Annotated in this window: 16 protein-coding genes; 9 read left to right on the top strand and 7 right to left on the bottom strand. The window is 33.0% G+C overall.

Annotated features, from left to right (window positions below; all coding sequences use genetic code 11):
* Nucleotides 1-24: 24 nt before the first annotated feature.
* Together AC1RO3_RS05670 and AC1RO3_RS05665 are read right to left on the bottom strand one after the other, a co-directional pair.
* A complete protein-coding gene (locus tag AC1RO3_RS05670) occupies nt 25-495 on the bottom strand; it encodes a nucleoside 2-deoxyribosyltransferase (RefSeq protein ID WP_481761653.1) in 471 nt (156 codons plus the stop codon).
* 102 nt (nt 496-597) lie between these two features.
* Nucleotides 598-1,701, bottom strand: a complete 1,104-nt coding sequence (locus AC1RO3_RS05665; RefSeq protein ID WP_481761654.1) for a baeRF6 domain-containing protein — start codon at nt 1,699-1,701, stop codon at nt 598-600.
* A 92-nt stretch (nt 1,702-1,793) separates the two neighbouring features.
* Between AC1RO3_RS05665 and AC1RO3_RS05660 the strand changes: the two genes are divergently transcribed.
* Nucleotides 1,794-2,435: a DNA alkylation repair protein gene (locus AC1RO3_RS05660; RefSeq protein WP_481761655.1), complete on the top strand. Its 642-nt coding sequence runs from the start codon at nt 1,794-1,796 to the stop codon at nt 2,433-2,435.
* Between the two features lie 30 nt (nt 2,436-2,465).
* On the opposite strand, the gene AC1RO3_RS05655 is transcribed toward AC1RO3_RS05660, so the two are convergent.
* A complete protein-coding gene (locus AC1RO3_RS05655; RefSeq protein ID WP_481761656.1) occupies nt 2,466-3,182 on the bottom strand; it encodes a DUF975 family protein in 717 nt (238 codons plus the stop codon).
* Nucleotides 3,183-3,382: 200 nt separating this feature from the next.
* Between AC1RO3_RS05655 and AC1RO3_RS05650 the strand changes: the two genes are divergently transcribed.
* The 5 genes from AC1RO3_RS05650 to AC1RO3_RS05630 all read left to right on the top strand — a co-directional run bounded on the left by AC1RO3_RS05650 (nt 3,383) and on the right by AC1RO3_RS05630 (nt 8,267).
* The gene (locus AC1RO3_RS05650; protein WP_481761657.1) at nt 3,383-4,423 is read left to right on the top strand and encodes a zinc-binding alcohol dehydrogenase family protein; all 1,041 of its coding nucleotides are present in this window, start codon (nt 3,383-3,385) and stop codon (nt 4,421-4,423) included.
* Nucleotides 4,424-4,427: 4 nt separating this feature from the next.
* Nucleotides 4,428-4,982: a 5-formyltetrahydrofolate cyclo-ligase gene (locus AC1RO3_RS05645; protein WP_481761658.1), complete on the top strand. Its 555-nt coding sequence runs from the start codon at nt 4,428-4,430 to the stop codon at nt 4,980-4,982.
* A gap of 135 nt (nt 4,983-5,117) precedes the next feature.
* A complete protein-coding gene (locus AC1RO3_RS05640; protein ID WP_481761659.1) occupies nt 5,118-6,428 on the top strand; it encodes an NCS2 family permease in 1,311 nt (436 codons plus the stop codon).
* A 102-nt stretch (nt 6,429-6,530) separates the two neighbouring features.
* On the top strand, nt 6,531-7,637 hold the full coding sequence (locus tag AC1RO3_RS05635; protein WP_409022784.1) for a D-alanine--D-alanine ligase family protein: 1,107 nt from the start codon (nt 6,531-6,533) through the stop codon (nt 7,635-7,637).
* A 72-nt stretch (nt 7,638-7,709) separates the two neighbouring features.
* Entirely contained in the window at nt 7,710-8,267 is a 558-nt protein-coding gene (locus tag AC1RO3_RS05630; RefSeq protein ID WP_481761660.1) for a DNA-3-methyladenine glycosylase I, read from the top strand.
* A 34-nt stretch (nt 8,268-8,301) separates the two neighbouring features.
* On the opposite strand, the gene AC1RO3_RS05625 is transcribed toward AC1RO3_RS05630, so the two are convergent.
* A complete protein-coding gene (locus AC1RO3_RS05625) occupies nt 8,302-8,787 on the bottom strand; it encodes a universal stress protein (RefSeq protein ID WP_409022337.1) in 486 nt (161 codons plus the stop codon).
* A 692-nt stretch (nt 8,788-9,479) separates the two neighbouring features.
* A complete protein-coding gene (locus AC1RO3_RS05620; RefSeq protein WP_481761661.1) occupies nt 9,480-10,751 on the bottom strand; it encodes a replication-associated recombination protein A in 1,272 nt (423 codons plus the stop codon).
* A gap of 139 nt (nt 10,752-10,890) precedes the next feature.
* Between AC1RO3_RS05620 and gshAB the strand changes: the two genes are divergently transcribed.
* Nucleotides 10,891-13,149, top strand: coding sequence for a bifunctional glutamate--cysteine ligase GshA/glutathione synthetase GshB (gene gshAB / locus AC1RO3_RS05615; protein ID WP_481761662.1), 2,259 nt, complete (start codon nt 10,891-10,893; stop codon nt 13,147-13,149).
* Nucleotides 13,150-13,197: 48 nt separating this feature from the next.
* Here the strand turns inward: gshAB and AC1RO3_RS05610 are convergent, their stop codons facing one another.
* The gene (locus AC1RO3_RS05610) at nt 13,198-13,644 is read right to left on the bottom strand and encodes a YueI family protein (protein ID WP_481761663.1); all 447 of its coding nucleotides are present in this window, start codon (nt 13,642-13,644) and stop codon (nt 13,198-13,200) included.
* A gap of 68 nt (nt 13,645-13,712) precedes the next feature.
* On the opposite strand from AC1RO3_RS05610, the gene AC1RO3_RS05605 reads away from it, so the two are divergent.
* Nucleotides 13,713-14,330, top strand: coding sequence for a DUF1054 family protein (locus AC1RO3_RS05605; protein ID WP_481761664.1), 618 nt, complete (start codon nt 13,713-13,715; stop codon nt 14,328-14,330).
* 25 nt (nt 14,331-14,355) lie between these two features.
* Here AC1RO3_RS05605 and rpsD read toward each other — a convergent pair whose 3' ends face one another.
* Nucleotides 14,356-14,964: a 30S ribosomal protein S4 gene (rpsD, locus tag AC1RO3_RS05600; protein ID WP_409022342.1), complete on the bottom strand. Its 609-nt coding sequence runs from the start codon at nt 14,962-14,964 to the stop codon at nt 14,356-14,358.
* A gap of 391 nt (nt 14,965-15,355) precedes the next feature.
* On the opposite strand from rpsD, the gene ezrA reads away from it, so the two are divergent.
* On the top strand, nt 15,356-17,077 hold the full coding sequence (ezrA, locus tag AC1RO3_RS05595; RefSeq protein ID WP_481761665.1) for a septation ring formation regulator EzrA: 1,722 nt from the start codon (nt 15,356-15,358) through the stop codon (nt 17,075-17,077).
* Nucleotides 17,078-17,094: the final 17 nt, after the last annotated feature.

The raw sequence follows: 17,094 nt of genomic DNA, 5'->3' as shown, positions 1-17,094 counted from the left end.
TCCGTAATACTTAAAGGTAGCATATTATAATACTTCGTTCTCTGTAATTTTTTCTTCCAAAACGTTGAAATTATATTCAGAAAGTTCATTTAAGCCATTTTTACTCTCATCAAAGAAAGCAGTTAAACTTTCAGATAACATTAGATTGATAACACGACCAGCTTCAAATTGAACTAAGATAACTGGAATATGAGCTTCTACTGCCATACCAACTTCAAACATAGTACCAGAGTCAGGTTCGTTATCTTCGTCTTCTTTGTAGTCTAAGATAGCAACAACAACGTCTGCGCGATGAACTTGGCGTGTGTCAGCTAAATAAACTGCACGTTGCCATTGTTGACTGAATTGTTCATATTGTTTACTTTGATTATCTTGGGGCAAGTAAATATTGTCACTATCAATTGTTTTGTTCTCTTTTAATGCTGCAACAACTTGAGAAACACGTTCACGTTGTTTGTCGCTAAAAAATGGACCTGCTAAATAAACTTTATTCATTAATATCGTCTCCTGGAATATATATTTGCTTTTTTAAGTATAGCATGACATTTTAAAAATGGGCACAAAAAAAGAAGACAATGAAGTCTTCTTTTTCAATTTCTAAACACCGTAAACGAATTGACCTGAATTAAAGTGGTCAGCTGAAATAACGTAAACGTTACCACTATTACGTAAAGTAAAGTTAGCTAAATCATTTAATAAGTTATTGGTTGTTTTTCCAGGTTCAGTATCGATAATTTGACCATCACTAATTAAACCAGGGAATACAGCGTCTTCGTTAATTAATAAAGTATTAACACGATGTTGCGTTAATAGAGCAAACAAATCGATTGGGTTTGTTTTGCTTGGATTAACTTCATCAAGTGAACGAGCACGATCCAATAAATGATCAATTGTTTGATTGATTAAAATTTGATTTTGATCTAACAAATCTTTTTCAATTTCTGTAGTTGTTAGGGCACTAGGTGATTTTTTAATTGTAATTTCTGAATTAACTGATTTTAATTTTGTTAATTCATGGAATAAGCTTTGATTTTTAGGTAGTCCAATAAGGAAAAGACGTTTATAAATTAATTCGGGATGGGTAACTAGGAATTTTTCAATTGCCAAGTAGTAATTTCTATTATCAATCGCTTTTTCTTCATCCTTAGTATTTAACCCATGGAGGGCGCCAGTAGGGCCATGAGTGGTCGTGGTATCTGTACTTTCAGGACCAAGAGTTGATACCATGTCGATAGGAGCATCCTCTGGGAGTTCTTGTTTCAATAAGACACCTTCTTTGAATTGATGTAATTCAAATGAATCACGGTGTAAGCTTAGGATTGTTCCTGATAATTTTGTTGCTTGTTGAGCTAATAAAGGTAAAGTGTATGCTTCAGGACCAACAATAACTTTATCTACTTCAATAGCGTGATTTAAATTAAATTTAAAGTAATCGTTAGGTGTTAAGTAAAGTGCGATACTAGGGAATTGACCGATTTTATCTGCAATTTCATTAATAAAATTAACCAATTGTGTTTCAATTAGTTCCCAAGTTTTCTTAGGTACATCCGAATGAGCTTCTTTGGCAGTTTTTAAACTAGTTTTTAGTTTTAACTGATTCTTCGCAGCAAAATTAATACCTGGATATGTTTTGATAAAGATTGATACAATGGGTTCTTCTTTGATTGTGAGTAATTTTTTCAAATTGTTATGCATTGACATAATGGTTCCCCCTTTATATGATTACCTTTAGTATAACATCATGAAAACGGTTATCCAACTTATATGGTTACGTTTTCATAAAAGGAGTAAATATGATTTATTTAGAAAAAGATAACAAAAATATTAAAAAAATGGAAGCTTACATGAAAAATAATTTTTCTTACTTAGGGATTAAGACACCAAGTCGACGTGAACTAACAAAGGACTTGATGAAAGAATCTAAGAGTTGGCCTCTAGAAGAGTTAATCTCACAAATTTTAGCTTATTATGGTCGTGAAGAAAGAGAGTATCAATATGTTGCAATCGACTTAGCACAAAAAAATCTTAAACGATTGACGGTTGATGAAGTCCAAGTATTGGTTGAGTTAATTAAGGTTAAACCATGGTGGGATTCAGTAGATGCTTTACGTAAGGTTATTAGTGACTTTTTAAAATTAAGTCCGATAAATTTTAACGATATTAGTAAGCAATTTGAAAACCATGATAATTTCTGGATGCGTCGTGTGGGTATAAATCTTCAGTTAGGCTATCGTGAAGAAACTAATCTAGCTTACTTATCAAAGATGATTTTGAATGATAGAACAACAGATGAATTTTTCATCCAAAAAGCGATTGGTTGGTCATTACGTGAGTATGCTAAGACTGATGAAAATTGGGTTATAACTTTTATTGAGAGCCATGATCTATCAAAGCTAGCTGTGCGAGAAGGACTTAAACATGTGAAGACAAAATAAAAAAGACTGATTTTATTCAGTCTTTTTTGCTTATTTTAAGGTTAAGAATTTATCTCCGGCAAGGTCTCTGTAGAAATTTGCTTTAATTGCTTGTTGATAAGGCATGTACCAAATATAACCAATTCCAAGTGTCACGATTGATAATAGGTACCAACCAACCAGACTTAACTCTATTACGAATAAATCAAATTTGTGTCCGTTCATTAATTCACGGCTTAACGTTATTTTTTTATTAATACTGATGTCAGGATGATTTGGGTTATCTGTTAAGTCTTTGTTAATCATAAAGACTTGTGAATAAGAATAGTATTTAATAATTCCTGGGACAATAAGCAAGAGAGTCCAAAGTGTACTATAAATGGTTTTGAGAATGGCGATACCAATAGATGGGAAAAATAATTCATTTGAGAAAACTTGGAAACTTTGTGTAAATGCATGTTCTGGTGTTTTTTGTGAACTGACCCAAGTTAAGAATGTATATGAAACACCTACAAGTAGAATTTGAAAAATAAGATAAAGAACAACGACAGTTGCTGAAATTATAGGACTGATAGCTGATGATTGGTTATTATTTTCAGTAGAATATAAATTCATAATGTCTGCGTACTCAGTAGAATATAAGCGAGAATAAACAATAAAAATAAGGATTGCTAGTAAGCTAACTAGGATAGCTGACTTCCAGTGTCCTTTAAGTAATGCCTTTGATTCAGATTTCAGTTGTTGTCTCGTTTTTAGTGGTTTTTCCATGATGTGTGTCTCCTTAATTGTATATGTTTTAATAATATTTTAAGCATACATTAAACCAAATATTAAGTCTATACTGACAGATTGAGAATGTGAGTATTTCAATATTTTTAGACGGTATAAAAGTGAAACAAACCAAACTTTTTGTTAGATTGTAGTAAGATGAATAGCGTAATCTATATTAATGGAAGAAGAGTGAGCTAATGGTAAATAAAATGAAGGCCATCGCAGCATTTGGAAAATTTCCGACAGAAGATAAAAATGCATTACGAGATGTCAAAATCGATAAACCGACACCTGAAAATCATGATATTCTTGTGAAGGTAACGGGTATTTCAGTGAATCCAATAGATTATAAATCAAGAATGTTAATTGATTCTGAAGAAAAATTACTTATTTTAGGTTTCGATGCAATCGGGGTCGTCTCTGAAATAGGATCAGAAGTAACACAATTTAATAGTGGTGATAAGGTTTTTTATTTAGGTGTCAATAATCGTTCAGGAAGTAATGCTGAGTATCAGCTAGTTGATGAACGACTAGTTGGAAATGCACCCAAGAAAATAACAGACAGTGAAGCAGCCGCTATGCCACTAACAGGTGTAACAGCATGGGAAGCATTATTTGAAAAATTAAATTTCATTCCAGAGAAAAATGCCAATAGTGGAAAATCAGTTTTAATTATTAATGGAGCTGGTGGTGTAGGCTCTATTGCTATTCAACTTGCTAAATGGGCTGGTTTGACTGTTATCACGACCGCTTCAAGATTAGAAACGAGCGATTGGGTTAAAAAGATGGGCGCTGATATTGTCATTAATCACCGAAAAGATTTGAAGAAACAATTAGTTAAATTAAATATTAATGAAGTTGATGGTATTCTAATATTGCACTCAACAGAAACTTATTTTGATTTAGCAGCAGATATCATCAGACCTCAGGGTATTATTACTTCAATTGTGGGCACATCTGATAATTTACCAATTGGTAAATTAAAAAATAAAAGTAATGAGTTTAAATGGCTAACAGTTTTTACTAAAGGTGTATATTACACGGCAGATATGAGCTCTCAAGGTAAAACATTAAATCGCTTAGCCACGTTATTAGATGAAGGCAAACTAAAATCAACGATGACTAAATCATTGGTGGGGATTAACGCCGATAATTTACGAACGGCTTCTGAAGTTGTTGAAAATGGTAAGATGATTGGAAAGTTTGTAATAACTGGTGAATTTAACGCGGAGGTATAAGCTATTGAGTAAAAAAGAAATTAGAAAAATGATTATTAACAAGATGGTTGATTTGGCAAAAAATAAGGTCCTTGAAAAAAGGAATCAGGAGAAGGCAATTATTGATAAAGTTTTACAATCTGAAGAATGGGAATCGGCTGATTCAATCGGATTAACAATTAGTCAATCGATTGAGTTTAGTACTAACGAATTACTATTGGCGGCACTGTCTCAAGGTAAGAGGGTGTATATACCAAAAACGATGCCTGAAAAGCAACTTGCATTTTTACCTTACTTATCTATTGAACAGGTGCTTATAAAAAGTGATTATGGACTATTAGAACCTGAATATAATGTTGCACTTGAAAAGAATAATTTAGATTTAGTGATTGTACCAGGAGTTGGGTTTAATTTAGAGAATAATCAAAGGATTGGCTTTGGCGGTGGTTATTATGATCGGTATATTGCAAAATATCAACCAAAAACAATTTCACTTTGTTTGGACGTTCAAAATGTAATTTCTGAGAAATGGACAAGTAATCAGTTTGATATTAAAATTGATAAAATTATTACAGTATAAGTTCTATTTGAATAAATCCTTAACAAAATACAGTTTAATAATATTATTTACATTAATATACGAATATAGTAAAATTGTAATTGCTCATTAATGAGATAAACACGAACAAATGTATTTATGAAAAGGAGATTTAAAATGATTAATCGCATTAAATCATATTTTGAAATTGATCAGTTACATACAACGGTTAAACGCGAAATGTTAGCTGGTTTTACAACGTTTATATCAATGGCTTACATATTATTTGTTAATCCTACGATTTTAAGTGCTTCGGGGATGGACAAAGGGGCAGTATTTACTGCAACTGCATTATCAAGTGCTTTAGGCTGTATTTTAATGGGTATTTTAGCTAAATACCCAATAGCAACAGCTCCCGCATTGGGTATTAATGCCTTTTTCTCATATTCAGTTGTTATAGGTATGGGAATTCCATGGCAAACAGCTTTAGCAGGTGTATTTGTAGCATCACTAATTTTTATTTTAATTACTATTTTTAAACTACGCGAAATGATTATTAATGCTATTCCAAGTAACTTAAAATACGCTATCTCAAGTGGTATTGGTTTATTTATTGCTTTTATCGGTTTACAAGATGGTGGCTTAATTATCGCAAACAAATCCACAGTTGTGGGCCTAGGTCCATTGACCGTTGGTACAACATGGTTAACAATCTTTGGCTTAATTGTTACTGCAATTTTAATGGTTAGACGTGTTCCAGGTGGTATTTTTATTGGGATGTTTGCAACAGTTATTCTAGGATTCATCACAGGATTAATTAAAATGCCAACACAAGTTGTTGCCGGTGCCCCAAGTTTGGCCCCAACATTTATGCAAGGCGTTAAACATATTAGTGATATTAACACGGTTCAGTTATGGGTAGTCGTTTTAACCTTCTTGTTAGTTACTTTCTTTGATACTGCTGGAACACTTGTTGGGTTAGCTCAACAAGCCGGATTCATGAAAGACAATAAAATGCCTCGTGTCGGTAAAGCTTTAGTTGCTGATTCAACAGCAATGCTTGCTGGCTCTGTTTTAGGAACATCTCCAGTTGGTGCATATGTTGAGTCTTCAGCAGGTATCGCCGTTGGTGGACGCTCAGGTTTAACGGCTGTTACAACTGGATTATTATTTATTGTCGGGATATTTTTCTCGCCATTATTATCAGTTGTAACAACACAGGTCACTGCTCCAGCATTAATTATTGTTGGTGTATTGATGGCACAATCTTTAACAAAAATCGAATGGACAAAAATGGAAATTGCAATTCCAGCATTTTTAATTGTAATTGGTATGCCATTAACTTATAGTATCTCTGACGGGATTGCTTTGGGAATGATTTTTTATCCAATTACAATGATTGCTGCTGGTCGTCGAAAAGATGTTCATCCAATCATGTACGGACTGTTCTTTGTGTTCTTACTTTTCATGTGGATTTTAAATGTTTAAATAAAATAGCAAACGTAAATGACAGATCTACTATAAACATGGTATTATTTAGACTAAGAGTTTAAAGCGAACAAAAATAATACAATAGGAATGGAGAATATGATGACAAGCGAAAAGATACACATTGGATTACTTTTTGGTGGTAATTCATCAGAACATGACGTTTCAAAACGTTCAGCACATAATATCTACGATGCAATGGATAAAAATAAGTACGAAGTTAGTTTATTCATGTTTACAAAGGAAGGTGTACTACTTGGAGATGCTGCTTCACGTCGCATTTTTGATGGCGAACCAGAAGCAAAAGTTGTTGAAGATGTCTTACCAACAATTGATTTTACAAATCCGTTAGCTAATATCATGAGTTTAACTGAAGTTAAAGATATTGATCTTTTTTATCCAGTTATTCATGGTAATATGGGTGAAGATGGTACAATTCAAGGATTATTTAAACTTTTAGATAAACCATATATTGGTAGTGATGTTCGTTCATCAGCAATTTCATTTGATAAAGATTTAACTAAGAAAATGTTAACGTTAAATAATATCAGAAATACTAAATATTTGGTTGTTAAGGCCAACAATCGTGCTGAAATGACTTACGCACACATTAGTAAGGAACTTGGAGAAGTTGTTTTCATTAAACCAGCTAACCAAGGATCATCAGTTGGTATTCATAAGGCACATAACGAAAAAGAATTCCTTGAAGGTATAGAAGATGCATTTTTATATGACACAAAGCTTTTAGTTGAAGAATCAATCGAAAATCCTGATGAAATTGAATGTTCAATTCTTGGAAATACTGATTTAAAAGCTTCAAAATTAGGTGCAGTTATCGTACCTAAATCTGATGTATTTTACGATTACAATAATAAATTCGTTGATGCTTCAGGTGTGGAATTTGAAATGCCTGTTGAATTACCAGATGAATTAACAAAAGAAATCCAAGACATGTCATTACGTGCTTTTGAAGCATTGGGTTGTCGTGGTTTAGCACGAATTGATTTCTTAGTTAAAGATGGTATTCCATATCTTGGTGAACTAAATACGTTACCTGGATTCACAAACATTTCGCTTTATCCACAATTGTGGGAAGTTTCAGGAATTGGTTATTCAGAATTAATTGATAAATTAATCCAATTAGCATTCGACGAACATGCCGCTGTTAAAGAATTACATTATGACTTTACTGAATTACCTGAAATCTAAATTTTAAGAAGATTATTAGTCTGGAGACAGCACTAGTAATCTTTTTTATTTGAGTGAAGGAGAGAATAGAATATGGAAAGATGCCCATGGGCCCAATCGGGTAATCAGTTAATGCAAGATTATCATGATGAAGAATGGGGAAAGCCGCTTTATGGCGATCAACAACTATTCAGATTATTGAGTTTAGAATTAATGCAAGCAGGGTTGAGCTGGAAGACCGTTTTAAATAAACGTAATCATTTTAATCACGCTTTTGAAAATTTTTCAATTTACAAAGTTAGTCAATTTGATGAAGATAAAATTGCGGAACTAATGGAAAATGCAGATATTATTCGAAATAAGCAAAAAATTATCGCTATTATCGCGAATGCACAGGCGATCATAAGAATGAACCAAGATGGGCAATCATTTGATTCATTTTTATGGGAATTTGTAGCAAATAAACCAATTAATAATCTCTGGCGACATGCAGAGGATGTTCCAGCTGAAACCGACATTTCAAAAAAGTTATCTAAAGAATTGAAGAAATTAGGGTTTAAGTTTGTTGGTCCTAAAATTATTTATTCATTGATGCAAAGTATGGGTATGGTAGATGACCATATTACTTTATGTAAATTCAAGACAAAATAAAAAGAAATTAACCAATTATGGCTAATTTCTTTTTTTATTTTTTAAGATTATTTTTAAGAGCAGGTGTGTTATTTAAATCTGTTCGAACAACTAAGACATCAGAAACAGCAACTCGAGTTACGTATTCTGTAACTGAACCAATTAATAATCGTTCGACTGCATTCAATCCAGTAGCGCCGATCACAATTAAATCAATATCTAAATTAATAGGAACATTTTTAGCAATAACTACTTTTGGAGAACCATACTCAATTGAGTAGTCAACATTCTTAAGACCAGCTGCTTTTGCTTGTGCAATATACTTATTCAATGTCTCTTTTGCTGTATCACTAACTTGTTCAACCATTGACGTATCAAAACTTGAGATATTTTGGAATGCTCTAGTGTCAATAACATGCAAAAGATGAAGTGTAGAATCTTCGCCATTTCTTAAAGCTACTTGTACTGCTTTTTCGAATGCTAATTTTGCTTCATCAGAACCATCTACAGGAACTAAAATATTTTTATATTGTTGTAACATGGTCGGCCACCTCTTTCTTTTATATACCTCTATTTTACGACAAAACGAATGAAAATAGAAGTAAAAACGGTTACAAAGTTAGATTAATGCATAAAAAAAGATAAAATAATTGTTAAAGCACCAACCGTAAGGCAGGCTAGAGTAACTAGTATCCCACAAAATATGGGTATAAAAATGATTACTGAAATTAAGCCAACTAAGCTTTCAATACAGATAATTAACCCAAAGACAAGTAGTATTGAGCTTAGCACCTGGTTTGACTCAGGTTTAAATATCATAAAATTTTTGTTGCGATGTGAGAATAAGTAATAGCCGATAGTCAAGAGTAAGAGTGAAAGAACGGCTAAAAGTATCCGAATTAACATTTAAAGACTCCTTTATTCTTAATAAAAAAAGTCTGAGCAAACATAGTTTGCCCAGACCATCAAAGCAAAAGCTTTGGAATATCCGCGTAGTGCCGTTAATCATCTTCGTGAGTTGAGCCCGCAGTGAAGCAGGTGGCATCGACTGTACTAGCCTCTAACTACCAAGTGAAAAGGCTTGAAATTAGCTAGCCTATCAAGTTGACGCCTAGGTATAATTATTTGTTCGGTCAACATTCTAATAAGATAACGCGTACACTTCAGAACTTCATCTTTAATATAGCACAGACTTTTAAAAGGTGCAACAATTATGATGTAAGCGGCAACAAATCATCTTTTTGATGGATGTAATTTACTATATTGTTCTTTAAGTCCTTGTTCATAACGCCCGTTTGCTTTAGGCTCATAATAATTAGCATCTTTCAATTTATCTGGAAGATATTGTTGGGCAACCCAATCATTTGGATAGTTATGTGGAAATTTATAACCAATACCATGACCTAAATCTGCAGCACCTTTGTAATGTGAATCTTTTAAATGAGCAGGAATATCTCCAAAACCACCTTTTTCAATATCAGCAATTGCATTATTTATGGCAACATTTGCCGAGTCTGATTTGGGTGAGAGGCAGAGATCAATTACTGCGTTAGACAGAGGTATTTTAGCCTCTGGAAAGCCAATTTTTTCTGCCGCCTGTACAGCAGTTAAGGTTCTAGCACATGCTGCAGGGCTACTTAATCCGACATCTTCGTATGCCATTGTGATTAAACGCCTTGCAATTGTAGGTAAATCACCAGCAAGAATTAAACGTCCTAAGTAATGTAAAGCCGCGTTAACATCGGAACCTCTTACTGATTTTTGAAAAGCAGAAATAACATCATAGTGAGCATCGCCATCTTTATCATGGGTTAATGCTTTTCTTTGTAGACACTCTTCTATGACTGATAGTGATAAGGTAATGACACCTGAACTATCAGGTGGGGTTGACTTAGCAGCTAGTTCAAGTGCATTCAAAGAACTACGTAAATCTCCGTTGGTTGCTCGCGCTAAGTGTAACCGTGCATTAGCTTCTAAATTAATATTAAGATTTCCGAGACCAATATTTTTATCTACTAGTGCACGATCAAGTGCAGTTTCAATATCATTTTCGTCTAAAGGTTTAACTTCAAAGATTTGTGTTCGACTTCTAATAGCTGGATTGATGGTAATGTAAGGATTTTCTGTTGTTGCACCGATTAAAATAATTTGGCCACTTTCTAAGTGGGGTAATAAGAAGTCTTGTTTAGGTTTCGTTAATCGATGGATTTCATCTAAAAGTAAAATAACAGTACCGCTCATTTTTGCTTCTTCAGCTACGATTTCAAGGTCTTTCTTAGAATCAGTTGCAGCATTTAATTTACGAAATGCATACTGAGTTGATCCGGCAATAGCACTGGCGATACTCGTTTTACCAGTGCCAGGTGGTCCGTATAAAATCATAGATGAAAGCAGTTTTGCTTCGACCATTCGTTTGATAATTTTACCTGGACCAACAAGGTGTTGTTGGCCAACGACTTCTTCAATTTTAGTTGGTCGCATTCTGAATGCAAGTGGTTGTAACATATGTGGCTCCTTTCACGTTGATTACTAAAGAATAGTATAGCATATTGCATAAATTTAATTGGCACAATGGATTGCAAATATGAAGGATTAATTCAAATATTTGGTACAATGTAATAGACAAATGAGGAGGCACAATGATATGAAACTAGATGCAATCGGATTACAAATTCAGGAAGAAAAGCTCGCACCTCTACTTAGAAAATCGTTGATAGGATTAGAGCGAGAAACTCAAAGAGTGAAGAATACGGGAGTGCTGAGTTCAACTGATCATCCTGAATCATTAGGAGATAGATTTAAACATCCTTATATAAAAACAGATTTTGGCGAATCACAAATGGAATTTATCACGCCACCAATTGAGGGGGCTGATAATGTTATTAACTATCTAGATGCCATTCAACAAGTCGCAACACAAGAATTGGATAGTGATGAACAGTTATGGCCATTGAGTTCAATTCCTAAATTACCAGTGGATGAATCTAAAGTAAGAATAGCGCATCCAGATGAATTAGGATTTATATACCGAAATAAATTAGCAGAAAAGTATGGAAAAAAACGTCAACTTTTTACGTCTGTACATCTTAATTTTAGCTTTCCAGAAAAAGTAATTCAGATTTTATTTGATTCTGAGTTTCATAGTTATTTTAATTCTTATATAGAATTTCATAATTACGTCTATTTAAAAATTGGACGCAAATTTATGGAAAAGAGTTGGCTTACAACTTACTTGTTTGGAGCAACACCAATTGTTGAAAGTACTAATTATAATGCTTGTCATCCGGTTAGAAGTGTTAGAAACAGTGAATTTGGCTATACCAATATTGATAGTTCAGTTCAAGCTTCTTATCGATCAATTAACTCATACGTTACGTCACTTAATAAGATGGTCCAGAATGGTAAATTGTTATCATTTTCTGAATATTATGGAGATGTACAATTTAAATCAGCTACTAAAAAGGAAGATACATTAATTTCATCTGGTGTTAATTATATTGAACTCCGTGGATTTGATGTTGATCCATTTTCTCGTGTTGGTATTCAAGGTGACACAATTAAGTTTATTCAATTATTAGCGGCTTACTTTCTAATGACGCCAGATATGGCAGAAAATGAAGTTGATGATATTATATTTAAAGCGAAACAATTAAAAAATGAGGTGGCAATAGAAGACCCTAAAACAACCTCGATTGTTAAAAATGCTGCAATAAAACTGCTGAACGAATTAATTTTATTTAATGATAATTTTTATCTAGATAAAAATTTAGAGGATACATTAGTTCAATTTAAATTACAATTTGAACGACCTGAATTGAGTCTGAGTGCAAGGATAGTTGATGAAGATATTAATAAATCGTTGGCTGATTTTGCAATGGAACAAGCAAAATCTAATAAGATAAAGTATCAGTCACAGTTAAGTTCATTGATTGGCTTTAACTGTTACTCGAAAAATACGCAGCTTATTTTAGCAGCGTTGATAAAAAGAGGGTCTTATTTTGATCTTGTTGACAGTGATTTGGACGTCATACGGGTGAACGGACATCTTCTGCAAAATGGGGTAATTTCTGATTTAGATACCAGTGTTTTAAACAAAATTGCATATGACAAGCAAACAACTAAAAAAATATTGGGCAACCTTGATATTAAAGTTCCTAGTAGTATTAATGTACACACTTTAGATGAAGCTATGAACTATTATGCAGATGTAGTCAACAAAGCATTAGTTATTAAGCCAAGATTCATAAAGAGCAGTCAAGCAACACATGTATTTCGAGTGGCTCCGACGTTAAGCGAGTATAAAGAAGCCGTTAAACGTATCTTATCAATTGATACACAAGTTTTAATTGAAGAAATTACTGTTGGGTCAGTCTATCGATTTATGATTGTAGGTGGCCATGTAAAGGGTATTGTTGAAAGATTACCAGTTAGTGTAGTTGGCGATGGACGAAAGACGTTGGCACAGTTAATTACAATAAAAAATGCACAAGTAGAACGTACTAGTCAAGGTCCATGGTATCCGCTTAAATTGTCAGAAGTTGAACATCAAACAATAGCATCACAAGGTATTACTGAATCAACTGTTATTTCAAGAGGGTCTGAAGCAATCATTAGATATGATAGTAATTTTTATTCGGGTGCAAATCAAAATGAAGTTAGCAATCAAATGGACGAATCATATATAGCGTTAATTGAAGGTTATGCAAAACGTTTAAAAATGACGATGGGGGCAGTTGATGTGGTTATTCCTAACTTGTATATAGCATATGACTATAGACATAGGGATGCTTTAACCGTTCTTTCAATTGAAACGGCTCCTGATTTATCGATAAATTCGTTTCCTAATTTTGGAGATAACCAGCCTATTGCTAATGAAATAGTAAAGATTTTAGAAACCAAATAAAAAACTTAAACTACACTTAATATAAAAGTGTTAGTTTAAGTTTTTATGCTAATCGAATAAATTTTCAAAAAATGATTTTTTCTTTTCTGGCGTTTCAACTTGTATAATTGGATATTTTTCATTAATATCAATAACAGATTCATTAATCGCATTTTTTTCAGAAGCGACAACTAGCCCCATAATTTCAACCCCATCAGGAGTATCATTATTTGATGTTAATGTAAATTTAACATCATGCTTATGCGTTAAGGTGATGTATGGGGCTAATATATTCTGATCAATTGTACCATTAAGTAGAACATGATAGTCGGGATGTTCAAGTAGTTCTTTTTCAAATCCAGCCATATTTTTAGATGCTGTTACCTCAGCAACAGTCATTGCTAGGCTGACCCGCTCTCTAAATGTCCCTAAGTACTTTCTTTGTTCATCGGGATGAAGTTGAGGTGTTCCGTAAAGGCCAGATTGAAGATGTGGATCTAAGTTATTTTCAGTCATGGAGTTGACCACCTTTCAGTAAGTTATGAATTTAGCATACCATGTTTGATACAAAAGGAGAGAGCGAAATGTTTATAAAAGATGATTTTTTAATTTTTAAAGATCAAACATTAGACGGACGATTAAAAAAAATAAAGACAATTATTGATCCCAAATTCGAAAAGGTGGGAGCTGAACTACTACCTTTTTTAGAAGAACAATTAGGAATTAAAATGTATTTGCACATTGCAAAACATGCTAGAAGATCAAAAAATCCACCGCCTGATACTTGGATGGCTTTTAGCGAGAATAAACGTGGCTATAAAATGATGCCACATTTTGAAATTGGTTATTGGGATGATCGGTTATTTATCTGGTTATCTGCATTAGCAGATATTAAAGACAAAAGCTTGTATGAAGAGGGCGTTTCTGAATCAATAATAATGATTCAGAAACTAGAAGATACTTTCGTGTGGTCAGTGGATCATACAAATAAAGAGACGGGTACTTTAGCAAACACAATAACACTTACTGATAGTCAAAAGTGGAGTAGTGTACAAACTAAAGAACTATTGATTGGACAGAATTTAGCTATTGAAGATGAGTTTTTTAGCTTAAATGAATATAAACAACTAAACGACTTGAAAAATACATTACTGCCACTAATTGAAATCTATAAAATATGGACAAAAAAAACATCTCATTAAGAATGAGATGTTTTTTAATTTGAAATTATAATTTGTTGTAGTATTCAACGATAAGTGATTCGTCGATATCTGCTTCAAGTTCTTCACGTTCTGGTAAACGAGTTAATGAACCCTCTAATTTATCAGCATCAAATTGTACGAATTGTGGACGGCCAACTAATGCTTCCATTGCGTCTTTAACAATTTGTAAACTCTTTGATTTTTCACGTAATGAGATTACTTGACCGATTTCAACTGCGTATGAAGGAATATCAACGCGGTTGCCATCAACAGTAATGTGACCATGGTTTACCAATTGACGAGCTTGGCGACGAGTAGAAGCCAAACCTAAACGATAAACAACGTTGTCTAAACGACCTTCAAGTAAGATCATGAAGTTAACACCATGTTTACCTTCGCGAATTGTACCAGCTTTAATAAATAAGTTAGCAAATTGACGTTCTGATAAACCGTACATCATACGAAGTTTTTGTTTTTCTCGTAATTGTAAACCATATTCTGATAATTTACGGCGATTGTTTTGACCATGATCACCGGGTGCATAAGGACGACGAGCTAATTCTTTACCAGTACCTGTTAAAGAAAGACCTAATCGACGTGAAACTTTCCAACTTGGGCCAGTATAACGTGACATATATAAATTCCTCCAATATTTGTTTTGGAGTAAAATAATCCTTTGTGAACTTAGTATTCGTGCAGTTTGTTTTGCAATGTTCACCTTTGCAGCTGAAAGGGTACTAATTGAACCAAGACAATTGGGCAACAAACTGTTGACGAGCTTACCGTCCACCGCTGCATTATTTTACACAAGACTCATCATACTGTCTTTTTAAACTAATGTCAATTTGTTTTCACGTTTGTTTACATAATAAAAAGAATGTATATAATTAATAACATTAATTTCTATAAATAATAGATAAAAGCTAGTGAACGCTTTAAAGGTCTATGATATAATGATTAGAAGCATAAAATTTGAATGTGAAAAGTAAATATAAATTTTAGTAAGCTAAAGGCGGGATTAGGATATGACACAGATTTTTGTTGGAATAATAGTAGTAGCCATTATTATCTATGCAACAGCGTTTTTTCTTCAGAAACGCAATGAAAAAAAATTCGAAACATTTCGTGATCAAGTAAAGGTTATTGCTCATTCTGAAGTTGAACAACAGCTTCAGTTAACGAAGGATTTGGGGTTAACAGGTGAAAGTCTTAAAACATTTTCAGCATTACAATCAGACTTTAAAGAAGTGCAAAATGCAAAATTGCCTAAAATTTCGACACAAATTAATGAAGCATATGAAGCAAACTCGAAATATCAATTTCTTTCTAACCGTCAATTAGCGGCAGAAATAGAAGTAAAATTAATTTCAAGTGAAAAAACACTTAAAGGGATTGAAAAAGCATTAACGTCGTTGAAAGAAAGTGATGAAAGTAATCATCAAGCTGTTGATTCACTTGAAAAAAAATATCAGGATTTACGTAAAACATTATTATCAAAGAACTTTTCGTATGGACCTAGTATCGATAAACTTGAGGATAAACTAACTGGTCTTGAAGATGATTTTGACCGTTTTTCAACATTAACGAGTGCTGGAGATCATGATACGGCTGAAAAAGTTTTAAGTAAGTTAAGAGAAGATACAACTTCGTTAGAAAAGATTCTTGATGAGATTCCACCACTATATAAAAGTTTGAAGAACGAATTTCCAGATCAACTTGCTGAATTACAATCTGGTTACATGAAATTAACGGATGAAAATTATAATTTTCCAGTGGGGGATGACATCCCTAAACAAATAGACGAAATTCAAACACGTGTTGACGAAACATTACTTAAATTAGAGAACCTAGAAGTAGCGTCAACAATTGTTGCAGTTAATGACATGGCTAATCAAATTGATTATTTATATGATGTTATGGAAAAAGAGTTGGCCGCAAAAGATAAGATAGAAAAGCAAGAAGAAAGTTATCGTAAATTCATTGATCATGCTGAAAAACAAAGTCAAATGCTTTTAGTTGAATTAGATAGATTGGGTCAAAATTATGAATTAAGTCATAATGAATTAGAAGACGCGCAAAAATTAAATCAACAAATTAGGGACATTGATGCACAACATGATACTGATAAAGCGGTTATTGATTCTGGTGAAGCAATTTATAGCGAGATGGCTGAGCGAGTTGAACAAAACTCTAAGTTGTTAGAAAAAATTGAATCTGAACAACAAAAAATTGATGCTAGTATTCAGGATTTACGTAGCAATGAAAAAAAGGCCAGCGCAACAATTCAAAGATTTGATATTGAATTACATCAAATTAAAAGACAAGTTGAACAGGTTAATCTTCCAGGACTACCTAATGATTACTTAGATTTTTTCTATGTTGTTAGTGATGAAATTGAAGAAGTTGAAGTAGCAATTGGTAAATTAAGAATTAACATTGAAAAAATTGCAAAACAAATTATCGATATTGAAGCAGATCTTGAAAGTTTAGAAGATAAGACACACGATCTTATTGATAGTGCATCGTTATCTGAGAGTTTACTACAATATGCGAATAGATTTAGAAATTCGAATGAAGAGATTGCAATTGCATTTGAAAAGGCAAAGCAATTATTTAATAATGATTTTAATTATGCAGCTAGTTTGGAAACAATTGCGACTGCATTAGATAAAGTAGAGCCTGGTTCATATAAAAAAATAGAGAAACAATATTATGATAATATGGAAGACAGCTTTGAAATTGAATAGTAACTATATTAAGTGGG

The organism is Dellaglioa sp. CoH-57-MRSF-19 (assembly GCF_056781975.1).
The sequence above is the reverse complement of the archived record's forward strand: the minus strand, read 5'-3'. Positions and strand labels throughout refer to the sequence as shown.

Excerpts from the sequence above, each read along its gene's own strand:
- AC1RO3_RS05620 (WP_481761661.1), bottom strand. The coding sequence starts at position 10,751 with ATGTTACAACCACTTGCATTCAGAATGCGACCAACTAAAATTGAAGAA.
- AC1RO3_RS05635 (WP_409022784.1), top strand. The coding sequence starts at position 6,531 with ATGACAAGCGAAAAGATACACATTGGATTACTTTTTGGTGGTAATTCA.
- AC1RO3_RS05605 (WP_481761664.1), top strand. The coding sequence starts at position 13,713 with ATGTTTATAAAAGATGATTTTTTAATTTTTAAAGATCAAACATTAGAC.
- AC1RO3_RS05630 (WP_481761660.1), top strand. The coding sequence starts at position 7,710 with ATGGAAAGATGCCCATGGGCCCAATCGGGTAATCAGTTAATGCAAGAT.
- AC1RO3_RS05640 (WP_481761659.1), top strand. The coding sequence starts at position 5,118 with ATGATTAATCGCATTAAATCATATTTTGAAATTGATCAGTTACATACA.
- ezrA (WP_481761665.1), top strand. The coding sequence starts at position 15,356 with ATGACACAGATTTTTGTTGGAATAATAGTAGTAGCCATTATTATCTAT.
- AC1RO3_RS05660 (WP_481761655.1), top strand. The coding sequence starts at position 1,794 with ATGATTTATTTAGAAAAAGATAACAAAAATATTAAAAAAATGGAAGCT.
- AC1RO3_RS05670 (WP_481761653.1), bottom strand. The coding sequence starts at position 495 with ATGAATAAAGTTTATTTAGCAGGTCCATTTTTTAGCGACAAACAACGT.
- rpsD (WP_409022342.1), bottom strand. The coding sequence starts at position 14,964 with ATGTCACGTTATACTGGCCCAAGTTGGAAAGTTTCACGTCGATTAGGT.
- AC1RO3_RS05610 (WP_481761663.1), bottom strand. The coding sequence starts at position 13,644 with ATGACTGAAAATAACTTAGATCCACATCTTCAATCTGGCCTTTACGGA.
- AC1RO3_RS05655 (WP_481761656.1), bottom strand. The coding sequence starts at position 3,182 with ATGGAAAAACCACTAAAAACGAGACAACAACTGAAATCTGAATCAAAG.
- gshAB (WP_481761662.1), top strand. The coding sequence starts at position 10,891 with ATGAAACTAGATGCAATCGGATTACAAATTCAGGAAGAAAAGCTCGCA.
- AC1RO3_RS05625 (WP_409022337.1), bottom strand. The coding sequence starts at position 8,787 with ATGTTACAACAATATAAAAATATTTTAGTTCCTGTAGATGGTTCTGAT.
- AC1RO3_RS05650 (WP_481761657.1), top strand. The coding sequence starts at position 3,383 with ATGGTAAATAAAATGAAGGCCATCGCAGCATTTGGAAAATTTCCGACA.
- AC1RO3_RS05665 (WP_481761654.1), bottom strand. The coding sequence starts at position 1,701 with ATGTCAATGCATAACAATTTGAAAAAATTACTCACAATCAAAGAAGAA.